We start from the raw sequence: 16,803 nt of genomic DNA on the forward strand, positions 1-16,803 counted from the left end.
CCACTCTGGGCAACCATGCGGATCCAGCGATGTCTGCCTTGCAGGCAGCGGCTGCTGTACCGACGCCGGACATGCTTTTCGTGCGCTTCGACAGCTCCGGTATCATCCTCGTGTATGGACGGGACGAAACCGCGATCGAGGCCGGAGAATTGCTCAAAGAGCATCTCGACGTTACCGTTCTGATCACGCCGCCTGCCTTGATCGCATGCCCCGGCGGTACTGACTTTCCCGTTGTGAAAGGAAAGGTCGCGATCGCGAGAGGCCATTTTGGCGCTTTCGATCTGGTCATTGATGATTTCGCGGAGCCTGAGCTGTCGTCGCGCGGTGCATTGCTGTACGGACCGGCGCGCAACGGCGCGCAATCGCGTTGCGACATCATCCTGGATCTTTCCGGCGGATCGCCGCTATTTTCGGCAGCCGACCTTCGTGACGGCTATCTGCGCGTCGATCCGAACAACCGGTCTGCCATGCTGGAGGCGGTGCTCAAAGCACGAGATCTCACGGGCACGTTCGAGAAACCTCGGTACGTTGCCTTCGATGCATCGCTGTGTGCGCATTCGCGCTCGAATATCGTTGGCTGCAGGCGGTGCCTTGATCTTTGTCCGGCGGGCGCCATCATGCCGGCGGGCGATCATGTGGCGATCAACCCGCACGTCTGCGCCGGTTGCGGGCAATGCGCGGCAGCTTGCCCGACAGGGGCGGCATCCTACGCAATGCCGCCGCCGGATGTGCTGCTGCGGAAGCTGCGGGCGATGTTGCTTACCTATCGCAGAGCAGGTGGCACGCATCCGGTGGTTCTGTTCCATGATCAGGCGCACGGGACTCCCATGCTCGAAGCCCTGGCGCAGTTCGGCGATGGATTGCCGGCGCATGTGTTGCCGTTCTCCGTCAATGAGACCACGCAGATTGGACTGGAGAGCATCGTGGCGGGCTTTGCATATGGAGCATCTGCCATCCGCTTCCTGCTGCGGGACAGGCCACGTCACGATGTCTCCGGGTTGAGGCAGACGGTCGCACTGGCAGAGCCGATCCTGCAAGGTCTGGGCTTCACCGGCCCGCGCATTGCAATGCTGGAGACCGACGATCCGGATGTGGTCGGTGTCGCCTTGCGAGAGGTTCCATCGATGCCGTCAGCGCCGCGGCCGGCAAGCTTTCAGGCCACGGGGGGCAAGCGCGAAGTATTGCGATTCGCGCTGCGGGAACTCCACCGGGCGGCTTTTGACCCTGTCGACGTTATCGCGCTGCCAAAGGGCGCGCCGTTCGGCGCGGTGGAAGTCGACGCCGCTGACTGCACGCTTTGCCTGGCCTGCGTGTCGGCGTGCCCGACCGGTGCGCTGCGAGACGATCCGGAACGACCGATGTTACGCTTCATCGAAGATGCCTGCGTGCAATGCGGGCTATGCCAGGCGACTTGCCCGGAACAGGTCATTACTCTGAAGCCCCAAATCGACTTCCGCGCGGCCACGGCTCCCGCCCGTGTGCTGAAGGAGGAGGAGCCGTTCTGCTGTATCCGGTGCAACAAGCCGTTCGGAGTGAAGAGCACCATCGATCGTGTCGTAGCTAAACTCGAGGGCAGACACTGGATGTATACAGGTTCGTCGCGCCGCGCCGACCTTATCAAGATGTGCGAGGACTGCCGAGTCGCTGTCGTCTCCGAAGGGCATTTTGATCCTTATGGCGCACCGGATCGCTCGGTCCGTACCACCGACGATTATCTGCGGGAACGTGACCGGATCGACAAGCGGGAGCCGCGCACGTGAAACTGCTGCGGACCATTCAACTCGACGCCTCCGACTCGTTTGTCTTCGACCGGGCCGCCGCCCCGGGCGAATGGGCAGTATCCGGCGCATTCGCCTTCCTCAACCGGGACATTCCGGCGCTGCCGGGCAAAACCCGCGCGGCGTTTCGCGCCGGCTTTTTGGGGCTGAGCTCACTCGGGCGTTCCACGCTGGTTCAGATCGTCGATGCCACCGAGCAAGACCATGCGGATGTAGTTGATTTGCTTGCCGCGCAACTGGTCGGGGAATTTGGTGCACCTGACCTCGTCTCGGCGAGCAACGCTGCCAGGGAGGAGGTCGCATTTGCAGCGTCGCTCTGCGATCATCCTGCCGGCGTCGTTGTCGCGGTGACACGGAGCGTCGAGGGCGGGTCGATCCGCGAGGTGTTCCGATCATTACGTCCCGCTGCGCAGTCGCCGTCGCGGGCCTTCCATTTCGTGGAGGTGGTTGGAGGAGAGCAGGATCCGGACGAACATCTCGACCTTGCGACGCTACGGGAAGGAACACGCCCTTGAGCGGGAAGCATGATTTCTGGCTAACTTGCGGCCATCATCTGCTCGATCGCGACGCCGCGGGAAGGCTGATCCTCACGGACGAATTCCTGAAGGTGTATTTGGCTCGCGCCGAACTGGTTCCGCCGCCCGAAGCCTGTCCGGTCGAACGCCGGCTTCACGATATCTTGCTGAGCAATCCACGGCAGGCGGTAACCTCGTCGCAGATCGCCGCCATCGCAGATCCGGATGCGCGTGAAAACTGGGAGATGATGATTGCCTGGCGCAATCATCTGGTGAGGTATCGCACCCTAGAATCGGCTTATCTGGAAATCGTGCGACGCAATATCAAACTGCCACAGGTTTTTGTTGGGCAGTTGATACAGGTCATTCTGCGCAACGCGCTGAATGATTGCACCGATGCGTTTATTCTGCGGGCTGCCGAGATGTTCTTTCGTCCGCAGAAGCTGACGCTCGAAGGCAACTCGATCATCGCCTGGGATGAGGAGACCGCGGGAAGCGTTTCCGACCGGCGGCACCAGTCGCCCCTGTTTGCCTTGCTGGGATTACCGGCGGCGATCGAGGCCGACGTGCTCACCGATATCACGGTCGACAGCTACTGGAAGCGCAGCGACCGATTCGACATGGGGCTGGATCTGACAGCCGGACAACGTGGATCGGCCGCGCTGGGCCAGGTGATCGCGCGCTGGATATTGCACTTGCTTGCCGTGGACGTCGCGGTCGAACCGCTGACGAAACTGCGCGACGCACCGCTGTCATGGTATGTCGGGCTGAGTGCCGACGCGACGCGGATCGGCGACGCGATCTGGAATGGAAATGACATGGATAGTGCGCTGCAGGCGCGGCTCGTCGGCTTGTATCGGTTGAGTTTCCACAATCCGTCAGATGTGATCGAGAAGGTCAGAGGAGAGCCGGTGTATCTGCTGGCGGCCATGACGGCCGACGAAGTGCTGTGGTTGAAGCCGCAAAACCTCGTGACTGGCTTGCCGATCCGTTGCGAGGAGGCCGCGAATTGAGATCGACCACACTTGTGAGCATTCCGGTGGGTGTCATCGTCGAACGGCGTCGAGCGAAGAGCGTTTGGGCCGAATTTCTGTGGCGACCCGTTTCGGTGCTTGCCGGGAAACCCTCGGCCGAACCGTGGACAGTGCTCGATGTGCAGGCGGAAAGCGTGTTGTTTTACGCAGGCGAGGCTGTGATCGAATTGCACCGAACCGAGTCGACCTTTTACCGCGACAATCTCGCGTCCGACACACCCAGGCTGTGGGTGGTCTTGAGCCCCACCAGATCGGATCCGCCTCTCGAGCTTCTCGCAGTGACGGCCGATCCAGCGGAGGGTGAGGGTTTCACGGATACGGGCAGCAACCTCGTAGAGACGGTGCCGATGCCGCGGGACATCCAGGCGATCGTCGGCCAATTCATCGCCACACATCATGTTGAGCGGCCCTTCATCAAGCGCCGGCGTGGGCCTGCCGAATTCGGCCGTCAAAAGGACGGGCAAGGGAACGAGACATGACTGCGTCGGAAAGCTCCCTCTCACGCTGGTCGCGACTGAAGCGCGAGACCGTTTCCAAAGATCAAGCAGGCGGCGACCAGGACGATACGCGGGCTGATTCGGTCGGGCCGGCGAATGCGGAGCCCGAGGCCGGATTGGATGAGGGGCTCGTCGATCCGGAAGATCTGCCGCCGATCGACGCCATCACAGTCGATACCGATATTCGTGCATTTCTGAGGAGCCGGGTGCCGGCCGAATTGTCTCGCGCGGCGTTACGTCGAGCCTGGATGAGTGATCCGGCGATTCGCGACTTCATCGGCATTGCAGAAAATCAATGGGACTTCAACGACCCAACCGCTATACCGGGCTTTGGACCGCTGCAAGGAACCGATGACATATCTGCTCTTCTCGGGCAGGCGTTTGGTCAGTTAGCCGACCTGGCTGGCGCGATTGCCGAATTGCCGATGGCGGTGGAACCGCCGGCGCCAGCGGAAATTGTTCAGGAAATCGGAACGCCCGACCAGACCGATATTCCGGGCGCACCGAATGGAACCGCTGCCGGGCGCGCGGAGATCGAGCATCCAAGTGCGAAAGAAGAAAGTGGCGCTCCGCCAAAGCGCCGCTCACACGGCGGCGCATTGCCGCGATAGGGAGTTGCAGATTGGCCGCAGTACCGGTCGCAGACCAGGATGGAACGATGGGGGAGCTGGCTACTCGCAGTTCTCACAGGCGGGTAGTTGATGAACTGGATCGTGCCCGTGCGCGCGAATACGCACTGCTGGCGACTTTGCTCGCCCGGGGTCCTGATGCCCAGCTGATTGGCCGCCTGGCATCGCTTCAGGGTGACGCAACTCCGCTCGGCATGGCGCATGCGGCTCTCGCCGACGCTTCGGGCCGATCCAGCGAAGCAAGCGCTGCCCGCGAGTATTTCGACCTGTTCGTCGGACTGGTCCAAGGTCAACTCGTGCCCTACGCGTCCCAGTATTTGACCGGCTCGTTGTACGGTCGCCCGCTCGTGGAATTGCGCGAGACCTTCCAGCTTCTCGGTATCGAGCGGGTGAATCGGTCCGAGCCCGAGGATCACATTGCAACTCTTTGTGAGATGATGGCGGGCCTGATCGGCGGCGCAATCACCGGTCCGGATGGTTGCGATCGCGATTTCTTCGTGAAGCATCTGGCAACATGGGCAAGGCGCTTTTTCATCGATCTGGAGCGTGCGAACCTGGCTTGCTTCTATGCCCGTGTCGGTTCGCTCGGCCGCACCTTCATGGAGATTGAAACCGAAGCTTATTCATTTCCCGCGTAATTGCGGGGTAACAGGAGAAATATCATGCGCTCGTTCATCGCCGCATGCCTTATCGCCGCAGCCATAGCCGCCGGTGCCGCCGCCGCTCTCGATGCTTTTGTGCAACAGTCATCATCAGCTGCTTTCGCGGAGGGCAGCGTGAGGCTCTAGCGTTGTGCCGACAAAAGGGCCGGCTTCGGTTCGCTGAATCGACAGCGTTCCTTGAACCATATCGGCAGGACCGACGACCCATTCAGGGGTGGGAACGGAGGCTCGCCATGATGCGCCTGAGAATCCCTGCATTCGCCGCAATAGCATTGGTTGCTGCCATCATGATGATGCGCTGGCCGTCGATCTCGATCGAGGTAGCGGCCGGAACCGCGGCCATGCCGTCCTTGCAGGAGCTGCATGCCACGGCCGGGATACCCAACCTCCCGGTTCAGGAGATCGATGATCAAGCGCTGGTCTACACTGCTCAGGAAAAGCTAACCAAGCCTCAATGATTTCAATGGCCTGACCCAGACTGCAAATTTAGTTCATCCCGCAAGCCCATATTCCTCCTCTTCCGCGCCACGGATGTGCAACAGACGTCCGCCAAGATATTGAAATATTTTCTTTGGAAAGGTTTCGTAAACCGAAGGCGGCATGTTCGAGTCATGCCTAGATCGCCACATCTTCAAACTCCCTTTGATATCACTGATGCTTTTCGGCGATTTGGCTCAGTGGGTCGGCCGCTGAGACAATCTTTGTTCCTGAAATGAGCTTCGCCGCGGCGTTGTCGGCCAGCCTCATCTTGTTGGCTTGCTCACAATAGCGTTGCGCCTCGTCGATGGTTTTCCATCCATGCCACGCCATCAATTCATACGGCGTTGCGCCGTGCATCGCCTGCCTGATCGCGCTGGCCTTGCGCAGACCGTGCGCCCTGCCCGGTACGCCAGCCTCGCGGCATTGAGCAGCGAACCAATTCCCGAACGATGCGGCCGAACCAAACGGCGTGCCGCGCTCGGTTGTCAGCCACACCATGGACGACACCGCGCCGTCGCGCCGATGCAGCGCCAGCTCGGCGACCAGCTCCGGCAATAGCTGGATCGAGAACGCGGTTCCTGTTTTTTGGCGGGCCATGGTGAGACGGCCGCCCTTGACGCGCTGGTCGCCCATGCGGACAACATCGCTTCGCGCGTGGCCGGTCATCAGTAGAACCTCAAGCGCCAGCCTCGCCTTGGTGCCGGGCTTGTGCTTGGCGCGGTACTGCTCGACCTCATCGTCGGTCCACGCATGGAAGCCCTTTGACTTCGGCCTGTCGGTCAGCGTCACCGACGCGAGCGGATCGGCCGTCATCAGTCCGAGTCCGATGCAGTACTTGATGAAATGACGCATCGACCTTTTGAAATTGCGCTGCGGGTTCGGCTTGAGCTTGCTCATGATCGCCTGCAGCGCTTGCGCATGCATCATGTGGGTCCGCTTGTCGCCGTGCTCGGTGCGGATCAGACGCTCTAGGATGGCGCGGCGGTTCTGTTGCGTGGTCTTGCCTAGGCCGTCTTTGAACACGGTGCTGTCGTAATAGCCGATCAGCGCGGCGTTGACGGTGCCCGCAACAGGCGGCCGATTGACGATTTGCTTCGAGTCGACCGACAGCTTCTCGGTGGCGGCCTCGAGCGCGGCGTTGAAAGTCGGACTCCATGGCAGGACATCATCCGCAACCTGGATCCTGATCTTGGGTCGACCCGGCAGCCGCAGGTAATAGACCTGCTTTCCCCAGGGCGTGACATAGGCCTGAACATGCTTGGGAAGCTTCTGTCTGGTCATTTGACTGAGTCCCATTCGTTGACGTTCGGATCTTGCGGTGCCGCTGCCGGCGGATCGAAGTCAAGCAGGATTGACCCGTCCTGGCGCACTTCGGTGCGATGCACCTTCAGGCCGGCCTTCTCTGCGGCCTTCAGCGCCTTGGTGATGTCGCCCTGCTTGAAGGTGTGCTCGCCGCGGGACATCAGGTCGTCTCGACCAACTGCGGCGGGACATCCATCATAGCGTCGAGGCCCAGCCGGCTCTCGTAGTATCCGGTCTTTAGGATGGCCTTAGCCAGCTCTCGCTTGTCCTCGAACGCAATCCCGAAATAGGCGTAACTCTCTGCGTCATGCAGCGTGACATCAATGGCGTGTTCGCCATCTAGTGTCAGCCAGCCGTGCGCAAAGGCAACACCCCCCGAGTAATGAATGCAAAGCCCTTCGACATAGGTTGCGCGTCCATCTATGGCGAGGCTCTGAGAATTTCGGAAACAATCCTTGCGCCTCATCTGGCGGAAGCCTTTCGGGCGCTTGATGCCGGTGAACAGCTTGCCGTTGGCGCATAGGTGGTCGAAGGTTGCGCGGTACTTTGAGTCTGTCCGCCTGAAGGTGTGCGCGGCGCGGGACATTTAGCCGGCCGCCTTCTTCGGCTCGGAATCCATTCGCTGCCTGATGCAGCGCAAGATCTCGGAGTTTTGACTGGCCAACGTGCGCGCCGCTTCCTTCTCGATCCAGTCCTTAACGTCCTTTGGCAGGCGAATGAGCACTTGGATGGTTTCTTCCTTGTGGACCATCGGCATCGGCCTATTCCCTAGTCTAGGGTTGCGTATCAAACCTATATGTGCTTCGATATAGCACGGAGATATCTGGGGGTCAAATGGTGAAAAAGACCATCATCAGCAGGAGGACGGACCGCGGGTCAGATCAGTTTCAGCTCCGGCTTCCCAAGGGAATGCGGGAACATCTGGCTGAAGTAGCGGAGCACCAAGGGCACACGATGAACGCCGTGATCGTCACCGCCCTGGCGATGTATTTCGAGACCGAGAGGCAGTCCGCCGCACTCCGCGCGCAGATCCAAGCACCCGGTCAAGGGTCAACAGACACCAAGGGTTTCGAGGACCTCGTCGTTCGATTGGACCAGCTCACGGAGCTAATTAGGAAGGCCGACACAAGCCTCGTTCAGCTTCTCAAGGAGAAAATAAAATGACGCCCTCCGGGCCTCACCCACGCGCCGCTTGATCTGCATAGCCCAAAAACGAAAGAAAGGCCCCGGCGCCGAAGCGACCGGGGCATGTCGATTTTTGCGACCTGAAAAGAGGGCCGGGTTTTTTCACCCTCCGGCGAGCTGATCAGCCTTCGGCAGTTGGTCGAGAAACTCCATGAACGCCTGCAGGGTCAGGCCGTCCTCGAGAAACACGACATGATCGCCGTTCTCGCGCGGCGCGCGCAGTTTCACCTGCCAGCCGTCCCATGACGCATAGAGGCCATCGCCGAGGTAAGTTTCACGGTTCATTTTTGCCTCCCACCGCTTGGGCGGGCTTATCTTCCGCTTGATAGATCCCGACGACGCGACCGATCAGCGCCTCCTGGATCTCATCCGCCATGCGCGGACCATCGGCCATCGATCGGTGCGAAATTTCCGGCATCAGGCTGGGGGTTTGCTCCACGACTTCGACGTAGGGCTCGAAATTCAGGCATTGGGTCCAGAAGCCAATAAAAGACCTGCCTTCGCAGGTGTGGGACCGAGCGATCACTTGTTGAATATAGCAAACTTCCTCAACCTGCCGCGGCCATCTTGCCCGCCGGTGGAATCGCACGAGATAGACCTCGCCGTGCTGAGGCTCGGTGTCGGTTGTATCAACGATGGCGAACTCACCGGCGCGAAGATGCGGGGCGCTGTCGTCATCGGTAACCGGACGCAGGATGCAGCCGGCCGGGATGTGATCGAACATCGTCAGTGCTCGCAAAGGCAGTGGCGTGCTGGGCATATTTTCGGCTTGGGACATTGTTGTTGCCTCCGCTGGCTTTGATGGCGGCTCTATGCCGGCGCCGTAGCCCGGGGCGGTGCTCCTGGCCTTGGGAAACTTCCCTTTGGGCTTGTTTTTGTGCTAACACAACGAAATGGGAAAATCAAGAAGTAGTGTTAACACACCACCGCCACGCTGGAAGCGATCGGCCGAAAAGGGCACTCTCGTCGGCGTCCGCCTGCAGGCTGATCAGCTGAACGCCGTTGACGCTTGGGCGGCCAAGCAAAAGCCGCCGGTAACCCGCCCCGAGGCCATACGCGGCATCCTCGAGCTCGGGCTGGCGAGAGAAGTGCCGGATAACGTACGCGATGCCGCCGATCGTGCAGCCGCGCGATCGAAGGCTACCCGTCGCCTCGTCGAGAAAAAATGAGGAGGACCAAACCTCATGCGCGCCTGGATCTCGTTCCGGACCGGCATCCCCGGGGTCCGCGTCGGCGTTGCGCTTCCCAACCCCGCGGCGCGGATTTATCCCGTGTCGCCGACCGGCTTGAAGGTCTGGCGTATCGGCCAGGCGGTGATGCTTGTCAGTCTTGTGGCATGGCTCGTCGTCAGTCGGGACCATGAGGGCCGACTAAGCGAAGGATTCTTGGTGGTGATCGGCCTCGTTCTAGCTGTGAGGTACATCTTCAGGCTGGCGGTCGTGGCCCTGTTCCCGCCCGAGGTCACCGCCCCGCACGCTAACCAAAAATAGTTTCAGGTCTTAAGGCTGTGCGCTTTTTGCGCTGGCGCGCTCGCAAGCGGAGGAAGAGATGACATCTCAGGTATCAGTGACGCCACGCGTGGGCCATGTCGCATTGGAGATATCGGACGCCAACGGGGCGTCGGCTTCTGCGGAGTTGGATCGGCATCAAGCGTTCGCGCTGATAGCGTCAATCGCCCAAGCGATAAACGCTCTCCCGATTGATCCAACAATACCGCTTCATTTGCAGCAGGCTGTTTTGAAGTCAAAGCATCCATCCTTTCAAGTTGGAATTGCGGCTAACGGCGACGTGGTGTTGGCGATAAAGCCTGACCCATTCCCGTCCCTTGAATTTGAGTTTGAGGCTCAGGGATTAAGTAAGCTAATTGCCTCGACCGCTATCCCGACAACGATCCGGCGTCAGCCTCGGGACGGTCAACACAGCCCGCAAATCAGGTGAACAGTATTGTTCACCTGCCGCCCGATCTCAGGGCCGCAGCGAATGTCCCGTCACATCAGAGTGGCAAGGCCAACTGAGACGCGGGCCGCGGCGGCAAAAGCGACTGTCACTCTCCCTTGGTTACGCCGCCGTCTTAGTTCAACACGCACGGCGTTGCGTCGCCCGCGGCTTCAATTGCGCGCTTGACGCGTATAACGGTGTCGATGAACGATTCCGCGACCGTCGCGGCCGCATCGGCGCCGAGCTGCTGCAGCCGATCTTCCAACTGCGCCTCGATGGCATACAATTCGAGCATCATCGAATCCTGAGGCGTGCCGACGAAGCGCTGACCGAGACAACCTGCGGCTGCGACCATTTCCGCAATCCATTCGTCGGTCATCACGTCAGCCATCGTTCAAACCCTTACTTATCGGGCCAATTATGGTCCCCGCCATAGTGCTGACCCATGCCGTCGGCGGCCGGCGCCTGTAGAGGATGCTCGCTCAGCGACGCCTGTGCCGTGCTGATGGCTTCAGCCAGTGGCTTGCCATCCAGATTGATCGTCAGCGCGATCGGCGCCAGCGTCGCCTTCGGCGCGACACTCGTTCCGCCCGCAAAGACACCGCCAGGGCCTGCGGGCATCCCCCTGATGGCGTCTGCGATCGCGGTGGCGGCCTTCTCTGCAGCGCTGTTGCCGGTGATGACCGCGTGATGATCCATGTTTTTCAAATACTGTTCAGCGACGCCCAAGGTGCCACCAGCAAGGCCACCGATCGCGGCGCCACCCAAAGTACCGACGCCAGGGATGAATGAACCAGCAAGCGCGCCGACGAGCGCGCCCTCGCCAGTGCGCGCGCCTACGGTGGCCGTGCTCCGGCTGGGCAGAACAGACCTGATCCCCTCCAAGACACTCTTGAGATCGTGCAATCCAACGTTGACAGCCGGCAAAACGGTCTTGCCGAGATCCATCATGGTAATGTTGAATTCCTGCATCGCCGTGCGGGCATTCTGCACGGTGCTGCCTTCCCTGTAGCTCTCGGTAAAGCCGGCATATCTATTCTTGAAGTCCGGCGATTCCATCATCTCGCGCAGGCTTTGCACTTGCTGGCGTACCGCCGGATCGGCCAACAGCGCAAAGCCGCCGCCGCCCTGTGCTCCAAATAGTGACCTCTCGATCGCCGCCCGTCGCTCGACCGGGATTTTCGGCGCATTGGTACCGCCGATGTCGAGCATCTTGAGAAGATCGGGCTTGCCGTCCGTGAACCACGTCGGCTTGCCCTTTTCATCTGACAGCCCGAGTTCCTTCAGCGCGGCCTCATGCTTCCTATACATCATCTTGCTCATGAGCGACGTGCCAGGCATCGCCCTGATCGCCATTTCCCTCAACCAGGTGCCCGATTTGGTATTGGTCGCACCGGCGCGGGTCAGCGCGGTGCCGAGCAGAAGCGTCTGCATAGGGTCGATCTCGAGGCCGCTCTGCAACAGCGGCACCGCATAGCTCGCCGCGCGTTCGATCGAGCCGAGAGACGCCGGATTTGCCGTCGACAGGAACGCGAACGCCGGCGCCAGTTTCTTGATCGCTTCCGGCGAATATTGCTTGGTCATGTGCGCAAGCCCGATCAGCGCGCGCATCGATTCTTCCGGTGTCGAATCCTTCAGCCGTGCTTCGATTGTCGCGGCGCGCAGCATCTCAGGCAAGACGTCGATGCCGCCGCCAGGCGTGCCCTGGAACATCCTTATTTCCTGCTTGGCCGATTTGGCGATGTCCTTCAGGCCGTAGCCGGACTGCACCATCGAATCCTGCAAGATCTTCCGAAACTTCGCCCGGTTGACGTCGTTCTGTTCCAGGCCGCTATGGTAGATCAGCTGGAAGACGGCGTCCTCCATCTCCGCGGCTTCGTAGACGCCATAGCCGAGCAGGCCTGCGCCAGCCATCGCGCCGGTAGCTGCCCCGCCCATGCGCCCGCCGCCCATGCGAATGTGGGTGCCGCCTGGCATGGTGACACCTGGACCGTAGACATGCGCGCCGCCGCCGAGCCAGCCCGGCCGGTGAGCCCCGCCGCCACCGCCGGCCCTTGGAGGCGGCGCGCCCGCGCGGCCACCAGTGGCCGCCGCAGCTGCCGCTGGCAATGCCGTGCGCGCCGCGACCCTCGAAGCGTTCCCGATCGCGAGGCGCGCGGCACCGGCATTTTTCGCAACATCACCCCATGCCGTTGCCAGCGCGCCGGCCTCAGAAATCGCCGCTGTCAGTGCGACCGGCGACTTGCCAAACGCCGCCAACGAAGCGCGCGCCTGATCTAACGCGGTGTTCAACCTGCGAACTTCAGCGAGGATCTTGCGCAGCGCCGGTGAGGCTTCGTCTATGACGCGAAAAATACTTCCAACTTCATAACTAACGATCATTTAACTTTCCTTTGCAGCATCGCGGATTCGCGAGAATTCTTGGCACGCACTGGAGGACGTTCCGACCGGCATGTTCGGCGACGATTCCATGCGCATTAAAAACGGATTCGAAGATGCGCTCGACGACGGCAGGGTGTTCGGCCAGGGTCTGCGGCATCACCGGGCCCAACGCCGCGGTCAGCTCGTCCACGATTTCTTGAGCAACTTTGCGGTCCCGCGCTCTTCGGTTCATTTGGTGCGCACCCATCAAAAAAGAAATGCCGCCGCAGCGTCCAGTCATGTCGCCAGCGGCGGATCAGCGGACGTTCGAGCGGACGCCGCAGATTCCTCACGCTGCTTTCTCGGCTTGCTCGGGCGCCAGATTCCAATACCGAGATTCCGACACCGCCAACGGTTCATGCTTCATTTCATCGGTGATCGCGCCAGGAAAGAGTCGCCAAAAAAACTTCGGCAATGAGGCCCGCACGCGCCTTGCTCCTGTTGCACCGTCGTGATCGTTCATTCCGGCCGAGCTCCGCGGCAACGCCTCCATGTTAATAATCTCGCGGCCCAGCCTTTCGTATTCGGCATAGAGGCGGGCGAAATCGGCGGTCACGATGTCAATCTGGGCGGCCACATCGACACGCTTTCGCATCAGGCCTTCTGCAGCGAAGCGCGCTAACGCGCGCCGTGCAGATTCGGCGGCCTTCTCTGCGATGGCTAAATTTGCTTCCGCCTCGGGCAACGCTATTCGTAAGTCGGAAATGGTTTGCTCGGCGGTGTGCTGTTCGCTTCGCGCGGCTTTGATTGCTTCGATAGCGGCTGGATCGCCAAGAGAAGCTTTCAGCGCGTGGACCTCGCGTTGTTTTTTTGCTCTCATCAGGGCGAGGCCCGCGACGTTGAGCTGCGTCTCGATTTTGGCAATCGAGTTTTTCCAATCCGCTGCGATCGCGGCTGCGGTTTCGGCTTGCTGCTCGATCTGTTGTTTTTGCATTTTCTGTTCCTTTCTCAATGCGCCATGGCCCCTCGCCGCGGGCCCATTACGGAATTGTCGGGAGCGTGTCCCAGATGCCGAGTACCACGCAAAAAAACCGCACGCTTTTGCCGGCTCCGAGCGCGAAGGCCACATTGGCGCCGAGCGTGTTGACGGCGTCGCCCGCGGGAAAGTTCGCGCCGTCGCCCTTGAAGCCACCTTGAGAGGCCGCGGCCGGAAACACGTTCATGCTATTCGCCGCGGCGTTCTTGATGGTGTATTCCAGGCCAGGGCCCGCGCCAGGAAGCACCGCGGAATCGCCAGTGGTTGCGACGACGGTGAATCTAGAAAAGGTGCGGCTGATCTGCGTTGCCAATGTCTGGCCGCCGCCGGCAAACGCGGTCATGTTGTTCTGATACGAGGCGTCCATAGTCGAAATTTCCTTTCCTTTTTTGCTGGCCGCTTCGCAATTTTTTGCGCGGCCTCAGTCCCTCACTACTTCGACCGGCGCGCCGAGCTTCGTCAGCAGTTCGATTGCGTCGGCGTCGGTGACGGTCGCGCCTTCCGGCCATTCGCGCCACAGGTGCACGCCGCGGTCTGGGGCATAGAAGACAAAGCGCTCGAGCAAGCGAATCTGGTAGGCAGGCTTGATCGATTGCGATTCCATCATCCGAATCGCCTCTTGCATTCGTCCAAGAATTTTTTGCGCTCGACCGACGACATTTCCTTGGCCGTTTTGCTCAGGTCCAGCGGTTTGAACTTTTCCGATTCGCGTTTGAGCTCGGCGAGCCTTGCGGCTGCTTCTTCGGGAGTCATGTTGCGCGCATGTTTCGCGAACAGATCCGGCCAGCGCTCTTTGAGCCCGACCATCAATTGGTCCGCGCCTGTGACTTCGCCGTTTGGTTCCAGCGTCACCTTGCTCATGTCGGCGAGCTTCAGCCCGTCCAAATCGATCATGCCCGCTTTCAGTGCCGCCGCCTTCAAGGCTTCGTTGTCGTGTTTCATCGCTCTATCCAGTTCATGTAAAAGCTTTCGGTTTTTGTGATGTGCTTGCGGGCGCGCCACACAGCGATTGCCAGCGCCAGCACCAAATCATCATGCTTGCCCTCGCGCGCGCTGAACGTCAGGTGGCCGGCTTCCGTGTATTTGACGCGAAAATCCTGCAACTCCCGCACCAGCTCGGCCGCTTCGGTGAGCTCTTTTTGAATGTGCAATCTGCCTTCGTGCAGCAACGCCTGAAGGGATGACACCAGCGTCATCTTCGGCACCCGCCAGGTCTTGCCCTCATTCGTCTCGGCATCGCCGCCGGTGATCATCACGCCCGTGAAAGTCAGTCCGGCGGAGGTGAACATGTCGCAAACCGGCTTGCCGACGCCGGTCTGATCAAGCGCCAGATCAATTTTGCCGCTCCAGATCGGACGCTCCAGCAGTCGGCCAACATGCGCCACGATCGCGGGATACACGGTGCCGAGCGGCACGCGCTCGAGATAGCCGCATTGATAGATCGTTGGCTTTTCCTCCTTCCATATCGGTGTCGAACGCTGAACATCATGCGACACCAGAAAGCGAACACGCCGCACCACCGCAATGGCCGTCGGGTCGTGGCTCTGGCCCAAATCGACGCCAATGAAATAGCGCACGTCCTCGCGGCTGACCTCCGCGGCCATCTCGAAGGTGGGCCGTCTGGCGACGTCAGCCACAGGGCCCCGGATGACGTCAAAGGAAGGGCGAAAAATCATCGCGCAAGGCCTGTTCGATTAGAGCTGTTGAGAACGCACTGGTGTTCTGGTCGATGAAGGCACACTCGTATTCTTCGGCAAAACGCATCGGCCCAAAAGTCTGCAGTTCTTCGGCGAGGAATTCCTTCGAAATGCGGGGACAATCGACGCCCTTGACCGAGAACCGTTCCCAGTCTTCCCCGCGCTCCCACTGTTCGTACAGCCAACCCCTACGTCCCGCGGGCGTCGATAACGCAATGAACCGGCCGGAGGTGGTCGCCAACATCGGGCGCACCGCCTGCAACAGTTCGTCCGGAACCCTAGCCGCTTCGTCCATGATAACGAGGCTGGCGGCGGAGTAGCCCCGCACAGTCTTCTCTGAGCCCGGCAGGCTGATGATGCGGCTGCCGTTGCTCAACTCCATGCGCGTCAAGGATTCCTGTTCCGCGGCAGGCGCGCCAGTCAGCTGTTGCCAAGCTGTGCGAATTTTCTTGAATAGCTCGGTCGACTGCGGCTGGGATGGGCTGATCACGATGACCATGGCCGGCGCGGCGTATAGAGCCTCCCACAAAGCCACGATCGCGGTGATGGTCGACTTGCCCCATTGTCTGCAGCACAGCACAAGCGTCTTGCGCGACGTCGTGGTGAGCAGCTGTGACTGGATTGCGTCCGGCTCGATGCCGCAGTCCCTCGCCAAAGTGCAGGGGTCGAGCGCCCGGGCCAGCTGCCGGTACGGGCTAAGCATGGGCGCCGCCTAGCGAAGCCGCGCTCGACGCTAGCTGCTGCTCAATCATAGGCGCAGCCATCGGACGCGGTGCGGATCTGGCTTCGAGCTCGGCCAGCCCTTCGAGCACGGCCGCCATGGCCGCAGGGTGCCCCGCCAGTCGCTTGATGAGCATCGTCTGCAGGTCCATGAAGACCGGACTGTTGATGAAGTTGACGCTGGTGTTCACGTTCATCACGCCGGGGGAGCGCATGATCTCGCCGGTAATCCTACCAATCTCGCGTAAGGTCTCGTTCAACCGGCCGGCCAGCGCGCTGGTGCCGTAGCGATCGTTCACGCTCGCAGCCAACTGGAATTGGGTCATCAGGGTGCCACGGACGACGCTGAGATACTGCAACACCGAGAGGCCTTCCGAGGCCGCCTTCTGCGCCAGTTCCGCGATCGGGACATCGGCCAGGTATTGTGCCCGGAGGTCTTCCGGGACATGCCGCGCCATGTGCCGCCATAACGCGTCCCTGCCGATCGCGTATTTCGCGGCAATCGAGTCGAGCGAGGCGCCGGCTATGCGCGTCGCCTCGATGCGAGCGCGATCCGGATGCCTGCAAACGGTGCAAGCAGGGCCTTTCTTGGATTTAAGTCTGGATCTGGCGGTCACGGTCTCGGGCTCCGATCGGCTTAAATGCCGTCACGATGCACCCGGTGGCCGTCGAGACCCCTTCGGAGTGGTAATGGAACGCTTTGGTGGCCGTCGAGACCCCGTCAAAGCGCCTGATCCGCGCTGCCAATGACGGCGCAGCGGAAAGCAGATTGACCCAAATATACTACGGAAAAGTTGTCGCGCAAGCCGCCTCGTCGAGGTAGCGCTCTGCCAGAGCTTTTAAACCAGGCTGCATCAATATCCGTTGTCATACGACGGGAGCGCGGCGTTGAGGTCAAAACCGGCGCCAACCAAAGCGATCTGTCTCTGAAGAACCCGCAAAAGGTTGGAGCAGCAAGGGGCTATAAAT

The 16,803-nt window shown here is 60.8% G+C and carries 25 protein-coding genes and 1 pseudogene; 10 read left to right on the forward strand and 16 right to left on the reverse strand.

Features of this window, described 5'->3' with window-relative positions:
• Window positions 1-8 precede the first annotated feature (8 nt).
• The 8 genes and pseudogenes from NL528_RS14285 to NL528_RS14320 form a co-directional block, all read left to right on the forward strand.
• Window positions 9-1,760 (forward strand): annotated as a pseudogene (locus NL528_RS14285) (4Fe-4S binding protein); the annotation flags it as partial.
• Window positions 1,757-2,293 carry a DUF6505 family protein gene (locus NL528_RS14290; RefSeq protein ID WP_309183300.1) on the forward strand — a complete coding sequence of 179 codons (537 nt, stop codon included), beginning with the start codon at window positions 1,757-1,759 and terminating at the stop codon, window positions 2,291-2,293. The pseudogene NL528_RS14285 and the gene NL528_RS14290, both read left to right, overlap by 4 nt.
• Complete coding sequence (locus tag NL528_RS14295) at window positions 2,290-3,306, forward strand: DUF6352 family protein (RefSeq protein WP_309183301.1); 1,017 nt, start codon at window positions 2,290-2,292, stop codon at window positions 3,304-3,306. Before NL528_RS14290 ends, NL528_RS14295 begins: the two co-directional genes overlap by 4 nt.
• Window positions 3,307-3,332: 26 nt before the next feature.
• Window positions 3,333-3,806 (forward strand): DUF3305 domain-containing protein, encoded by a 474-nt coding sequence (locus NL528_RS14300; protein WP_375144012.1) that lies wholly within the window; start codon window positions 3,333-3,335, stop codon window positions 3,804-3,806.
• The gene (locus NL528_RS14305) at window positions 3,803-4,435 is read left to right on the forward strand and encodes a DUF3306 domain-containing protein (protein ID WP_309183302.1); all 633 of its coding nucleotides are present in this window, start codon (window positions 3,803-3,805) and stop codon (window positions 4,433-4,435) included. The genes NL528_RS14300 and NL528_RS14305 overlap by 4 nt, the downstream gene beginning before the upstream one ends.
• 11 nt (window positions 4,436-4,446) lie before the next feature.
• A complete protein-coding gene (locus tag NL528_RS14310) occupies window positions 4,447-5,091 on the forward strand; it encodes a molecular chaperone TorD family protein (protein WP_309183303.1) in 645 nt (214 codons plus the stop codon).
• A gap of 24 nt (window positions 5,092-5,115) precedes the next feature.
• The gene (locus NL528_RS14315; RefSeq protein ID WP_309183304.1) at window positions 5,116-5,241 is read left to right on the forward strand and encodes a hypothetical protein; all 126 of its coding nucleotides are present in this window, start codon (window positions 5,116-5,118) and stop codon (window positions 5,239-5,241) included.
• A gap of 107 nt (window positions 5,242-5,348) precedes the next feature.
• Window positions 5,349-5,573: a hypothetical protein gene (locus tag NL528_RS14320; protein ID WP_309183305.1), complete on the forward strand. Its 225-nt coding sequence runs from the start codon at window positions 5,349-5,351 to the stop codon at window positions 5,571-5,573.
• A gap of 190 nt (window positions 5,574-5,763) precedes the next feature.
• Here NL528_RS14320 and NL528_RS14325 read toward each other — a convergent pair whose 3' ends face one another.
• Genes NL528_RS14325 through NL528_RS14340 form a run of 4 tightly spaced genes read right to left on the reverse strand, consistent with a single transcriptional unit; the run spans window position 5,764 to window position 7,654 of the window.
• On the reverse strand, window positions 5,764-6,876 hold the full coding sequence (locus tag NL528_RS14325; protein WP_309183306.1) for a hypothetical protein: 1,113 nt from the start codon (window positions 6,874-6,876) through the stop codon (window positions 5,764-5,766).
• Entirely contained in the window at window positions 6,873-7,058 is a 186-nt protein-coding gene (locus tag NL528_RS14330) for a hypothetical protein (RefSeq protein ID WP_309183307.1), read from the reverse strand. Before NL528_RS14330 ends, NL528_RS14325 begins: the two co-directional genes overlap by 4 nt.
• Window positions 7,058-7,483 (reverse strand): hypothetical protein, encoded by a 426-nt coding sequence (locus tag NL528_RS14335; protein WP_309183308.1) that lies wholly within the window; start codon window positions 7,481-7,483, stop codon window positions 7,058-7,060. Before NL528_RS14335 ends, NL528_RS14330 begins: the two co-directional genes overlap by 1 nt.
• Window positions 7,484-7,654 carry an Arc family DNA-binding protein gene (locus NL528_RS14340; RefSeq protein WP_309183309.1) on the reverse strand — a complete coding sequence of 57 codons (171 nt, stop codon included), beginning with the start codon at window positions 7,652-7,654 and terminating at the stop codon, window positions 7,484-7,486.
• A gap of 77 nt (window positions 7,655-7,731) precedes the next feature.
• Between NL528_RS14340 and NL528_RS14345 the strand changes: the two genes are divergently transcribed.
• Window positions 7,732-8,061, forward strand: coding sequence for an Arc family DNA-binding protein (locus NL528_RS14345; RefSeq protein WP_309183310.1), 330 nt, complete (start codon window positions 7,732-7,734; stop codon window positions 8,059-8,061).
• 123 nt (window positions 8,062-8,184) lie between these two features.
• Here NL528_RS14345 and NL528_RS14350 read toward each other — a convergent pair whose 3' ends face one another.
• Both NL528_RS14350 and NL528_RS14355 read right to left on the reverse strand, forming a co-directional pair.
• Complete coding sequence (locus tag NL528_RS14350; RefSeq protein ID WP_309183311.1) at window positions 8,185-8,367, reverse strand: hypothetical protein; 183 nt, start codon at window positions 8,365-8,367, stop codon at window positions 8,185-8,187.
• Entirely contained in the window at window positions 8,357-8,860 is a 504-nt protein-coding gene (locus NL528_RS14355) for a hypothetical protein (RefSeq protein ID WP_309183312.1), read from the reverse strand. Before NL528_RS14355 ends, NL528_RS14350 begins: the two co-directional genes overlap by 11 nt.
• 406 nt (window positions 8,861-9,266) lie before the next feature.
• Between NL528_RS14355 and NL528_RS14360 the strand changes: the two genes are divergently transcribed.
• Window positions 9,267-9,572: a hypothetical protein gene (locus NL528_RS14360; RefSeq protein WP_309183313.1), complete on the forward strand. Its 306-nt coding sequence runs from the start codon at window positions 9,267-9,269 to the stop codon at window positions 9,570-9,572.
• Between the two features lie 581 nt (window positions 9,573-10,153).
• Here NL528_RS14360 and NL528_RS14365 read toward each other — a convergent pair.
• From NL528_RS14365 to NL528_RS14410, 10 genes are all read right to left on the reverse strand, one after another.
• Window positions 10,154-10,402 (reverse strand): hypothetical protein, encoded by a 249-nt coding sequence (locus tag NL528_RS14365; RefSeq protein ID WP_309183314.1) that lies wholly within the window; start codon window positions 10,400-10,402, stop codon window positions 10,154-10,156.
• Window positions 10,403-10,422: 20 nt separating this feature from the next.
• The gene (locus NL528_RS14370) at window positions 10,423-12,402 is read right to left on the reverse strand and encodes a hypothetical protein (protein ID WP_309183315.1); all 1,980 of its coding nucleotides are present in this window, start codon (window positions 12,400-12,402) and stop codon (window positions 10,423-10,425) included.
• Entirely contained in the window at window positions 12,392-12,592 is a 201-nt protein-coding gene (locus tag NL528_RS14375; protein WP_309183316.1) for a hypothetical protein, read from the reverse strand. The genes NL528_RS14370 and NL528_RS14375 overlap by 11 nt, the downstream gene beginning before the upstream one ends.
• Before the next feature lie 138 nt (window positions 12,593-12,730).
• The gene (locus tag NL528_RS14380; protein ID WP_309183317.1) at window positions 12,731-13,375 is read right to left on the reverse strand and encodes a hypothetical protein; all 645 of its coding nucleotides are present in this window, start codon (window positions 13,373-13,375) and stop codon (window positions 12,731-12,733) included.
• A gap of 46 nt (window positions 13,376-13,421) precedes the next feature.
• A complete protein-coding gene (locus NL528_RS14385; protein ID WP_309183318.1) occupies window positions 13,422-13,760 on the reverse strand; it encodes a hypothetical protein in 339 nt (112 codons plus the stop codon).
• Between the two features lie 78 nt (window positions 13,761-13,838).
• Window positions 13,839-14,024, reverse strand: a complete 186-nt coding sequence (locus NL528_RS14390) for a hypothetical protein (RefSeq protein WP_309183319.1) — start codon at window positions 14,022-14,024, stop codon at window positions 13,839-13,841.
• The gene (locus tag NL528_RS14395) at window positions 14,021-14,338 is read right to left on the reverse strand and encodes a hypothetical protein (RefSeq protein ID WP_309183320.1); all 318 of its coding nucleotides are present in this window, start codon (window positions 14,336-14,338) and stop codon (window positions 14,021-14,023) included. Before NL528_RS14395 ends, NL528_RS14390 begins: the two co-directional genes overlap by 4 nt.
• A gap of 17 nt (window positions 14,339-14,355) precedes the next feature.
• A complete protein-coding gene (locus NL528_RS14400) occupies window positions 14,356-15,054 on the reverse strand; it encodes a hypothetical protein (RefSeq protein WP_309183321.1) in 699 nt (232 codons plus the stop codon).
• A gap of 16 nt (window positions 15,055-15,070) precedes the next feature.
• Window positions 15,071-15,817 (reverse strand): terminase large subunit domain-containing protein, encoded by a 747-nt coding sequence (locus NL528_RS14405; RefSeq protein ID WP_309183322.1) that lies wholly within the window; start codon window positions 15,815-15,817, stop codon window positions 15,071-15,073.
• The gene (locus NL528_RS14410; RefSeq protein ID WP_309183323.1) at window positions 15,810-16,451 is read right to left on the reverse strand and encodes a hypothetical protein; all 642 of its coding nucleotides are present in this window, start codon (window positions 16,449-16,451) and stop codon (window positions 15,810-15,812) included. Before NL528_RS14410 ends, NL528_RS14405 begins: the two co-directional genes overlap by 8 nt.
• Window positions 16,452-16,803: the final 352 nt, after the last annotated feature.

Origin of the sequence: Bradyrhizobium sp. Ash2021 (genome assembly GCF_031202265.1) — a bacterium.
Lineage (GTDB): Bacteria > Pseudomonadota > Alphaproteobacteria > Rhizobiales > Xanthobacteraceae > Bradyrhizobium.

What these genes read in the sequence shown, in the direction of transcription:
- NL528_RS14380 (WP_309183317.1), bottom strand. Translation starts at nt 13,375, where the DNA reads ATGCAAAAACAACAGATCGAGCAGCAAGCCGAAACCGCAGCCGCGATC.
- NL528_RS14360 (WP_309183313.1), top strand. Translation starts at nt 9,267, where the DNA reads ATGCGCGCCTGGATCTCGTTCCGGACCGGCATCCCCGGGGTCCGCGTC.
- NL528_RS14315 (WP_309183304.1), top strand. Translation starts at nt 5,116, where the DNA reads ATGCGCTCGTTCATCGCCGCATGCCTTATCGCCGCAGCCATAGCCGCC.
- NL528_RS14325 (WP_309183306.1), bottom strand. Translation starts at nt 6,876, where the DNA reads ATGACCAGACAGAAGCTTCCCAAGCATGTTCAGGCCTATGTCACGCCC.
- NL528_RS14370 (WP_309183315.1), bottom strand. Translation starts at nt 12,402, where the DNA reads ATGATCGTTAGTTATGAAGTTGGAAGTATTTTTCGCGTCATAGACGAA.
- NL528_RS14355 (WP_309183312.1), bottom strand. Translation starts at nt 8,860, where the DNA reads ATGTCCCAAGCCGAAAATATGCCCAGCACGCCACTGCCTTTGCGAGCA.
- NL528_RS14320 (WP_309183305.1), top strand. Translation starts at nt 5,349, where the DNA reads ATGATGCGCCTGAGAATCCCTGCATTCGCCGCAATAGCATTGGTTGCT.
- NL528_RS14390 (WP_309183319.1), bottom strand. Translation starts at nt 14,024, where the DNA reads ATGATGGAATCGCAATCGATCAAGCCTGCCTACCAGATTCGCTTGCTC.
- NL528_RS14305 (WP_309183302.1), top strand. Translation starts at nt 3,803, where the DNA reads ATGACTGCGTCGGAAAGCTCCCTCTCACGCTGGTCGCGACTGAAGCGC.
- NL528_RS14350 (WP_309183311.1), bottom strand. Translation starts at nt 8,367, where the DNA reads ATGAACCGTGAAACTTACCTCGGCGATGGCCTCTATGCGTCATGGGAC.
- NL528_RS14385 (WP_309183318.1), bottom strand. Translation starts at nt 13,760, where the DNA reads ATGACCGCGTTTGCCGGCGGCGGCCAGACATTGGCAACGCAGATCAGC.
- NL528_RS14345 (WP_309183310.1), top strand. Translation starts at nt 7,732, where the DNA reads ATGGTGAAAAAGACCATCATCAGCAGGAGGACGGACCGCGGGTCAGAT.
- NL528_RS14335 (WP_309183308.1), bottom strand. Translation starts at nt 7,483, where the DNA reads ATGTCCCGCGCCGCGCACACCTTCAGGCGGACAGACTCAAAGTACCGC.
- NL528_RS14405 (WP_309183322.1), bottom strand. Translation starts at nt 15,817, where the DNA reads ATGCTTAGCCCGTACCGGCAGCTGGCCCGGGCGCTCGACCCCTGCACT.
- NL528_RS14340 (WP_309183309.1), bottom strand. Translation starts at nt 7,654, where the DNA reads ATGCCGATGGTCCACAAGGAAGAAACCATCCAAGTGCTCATTCGCCTG.
- NL528_RS14330 (WP_309183307.1), bottom strand. Translation starts at nt 7,058, where the DNA reads ATGTCCCGCGGCGAGCACACCTTCAAGCAGGGCGACATCACCAAGGCG.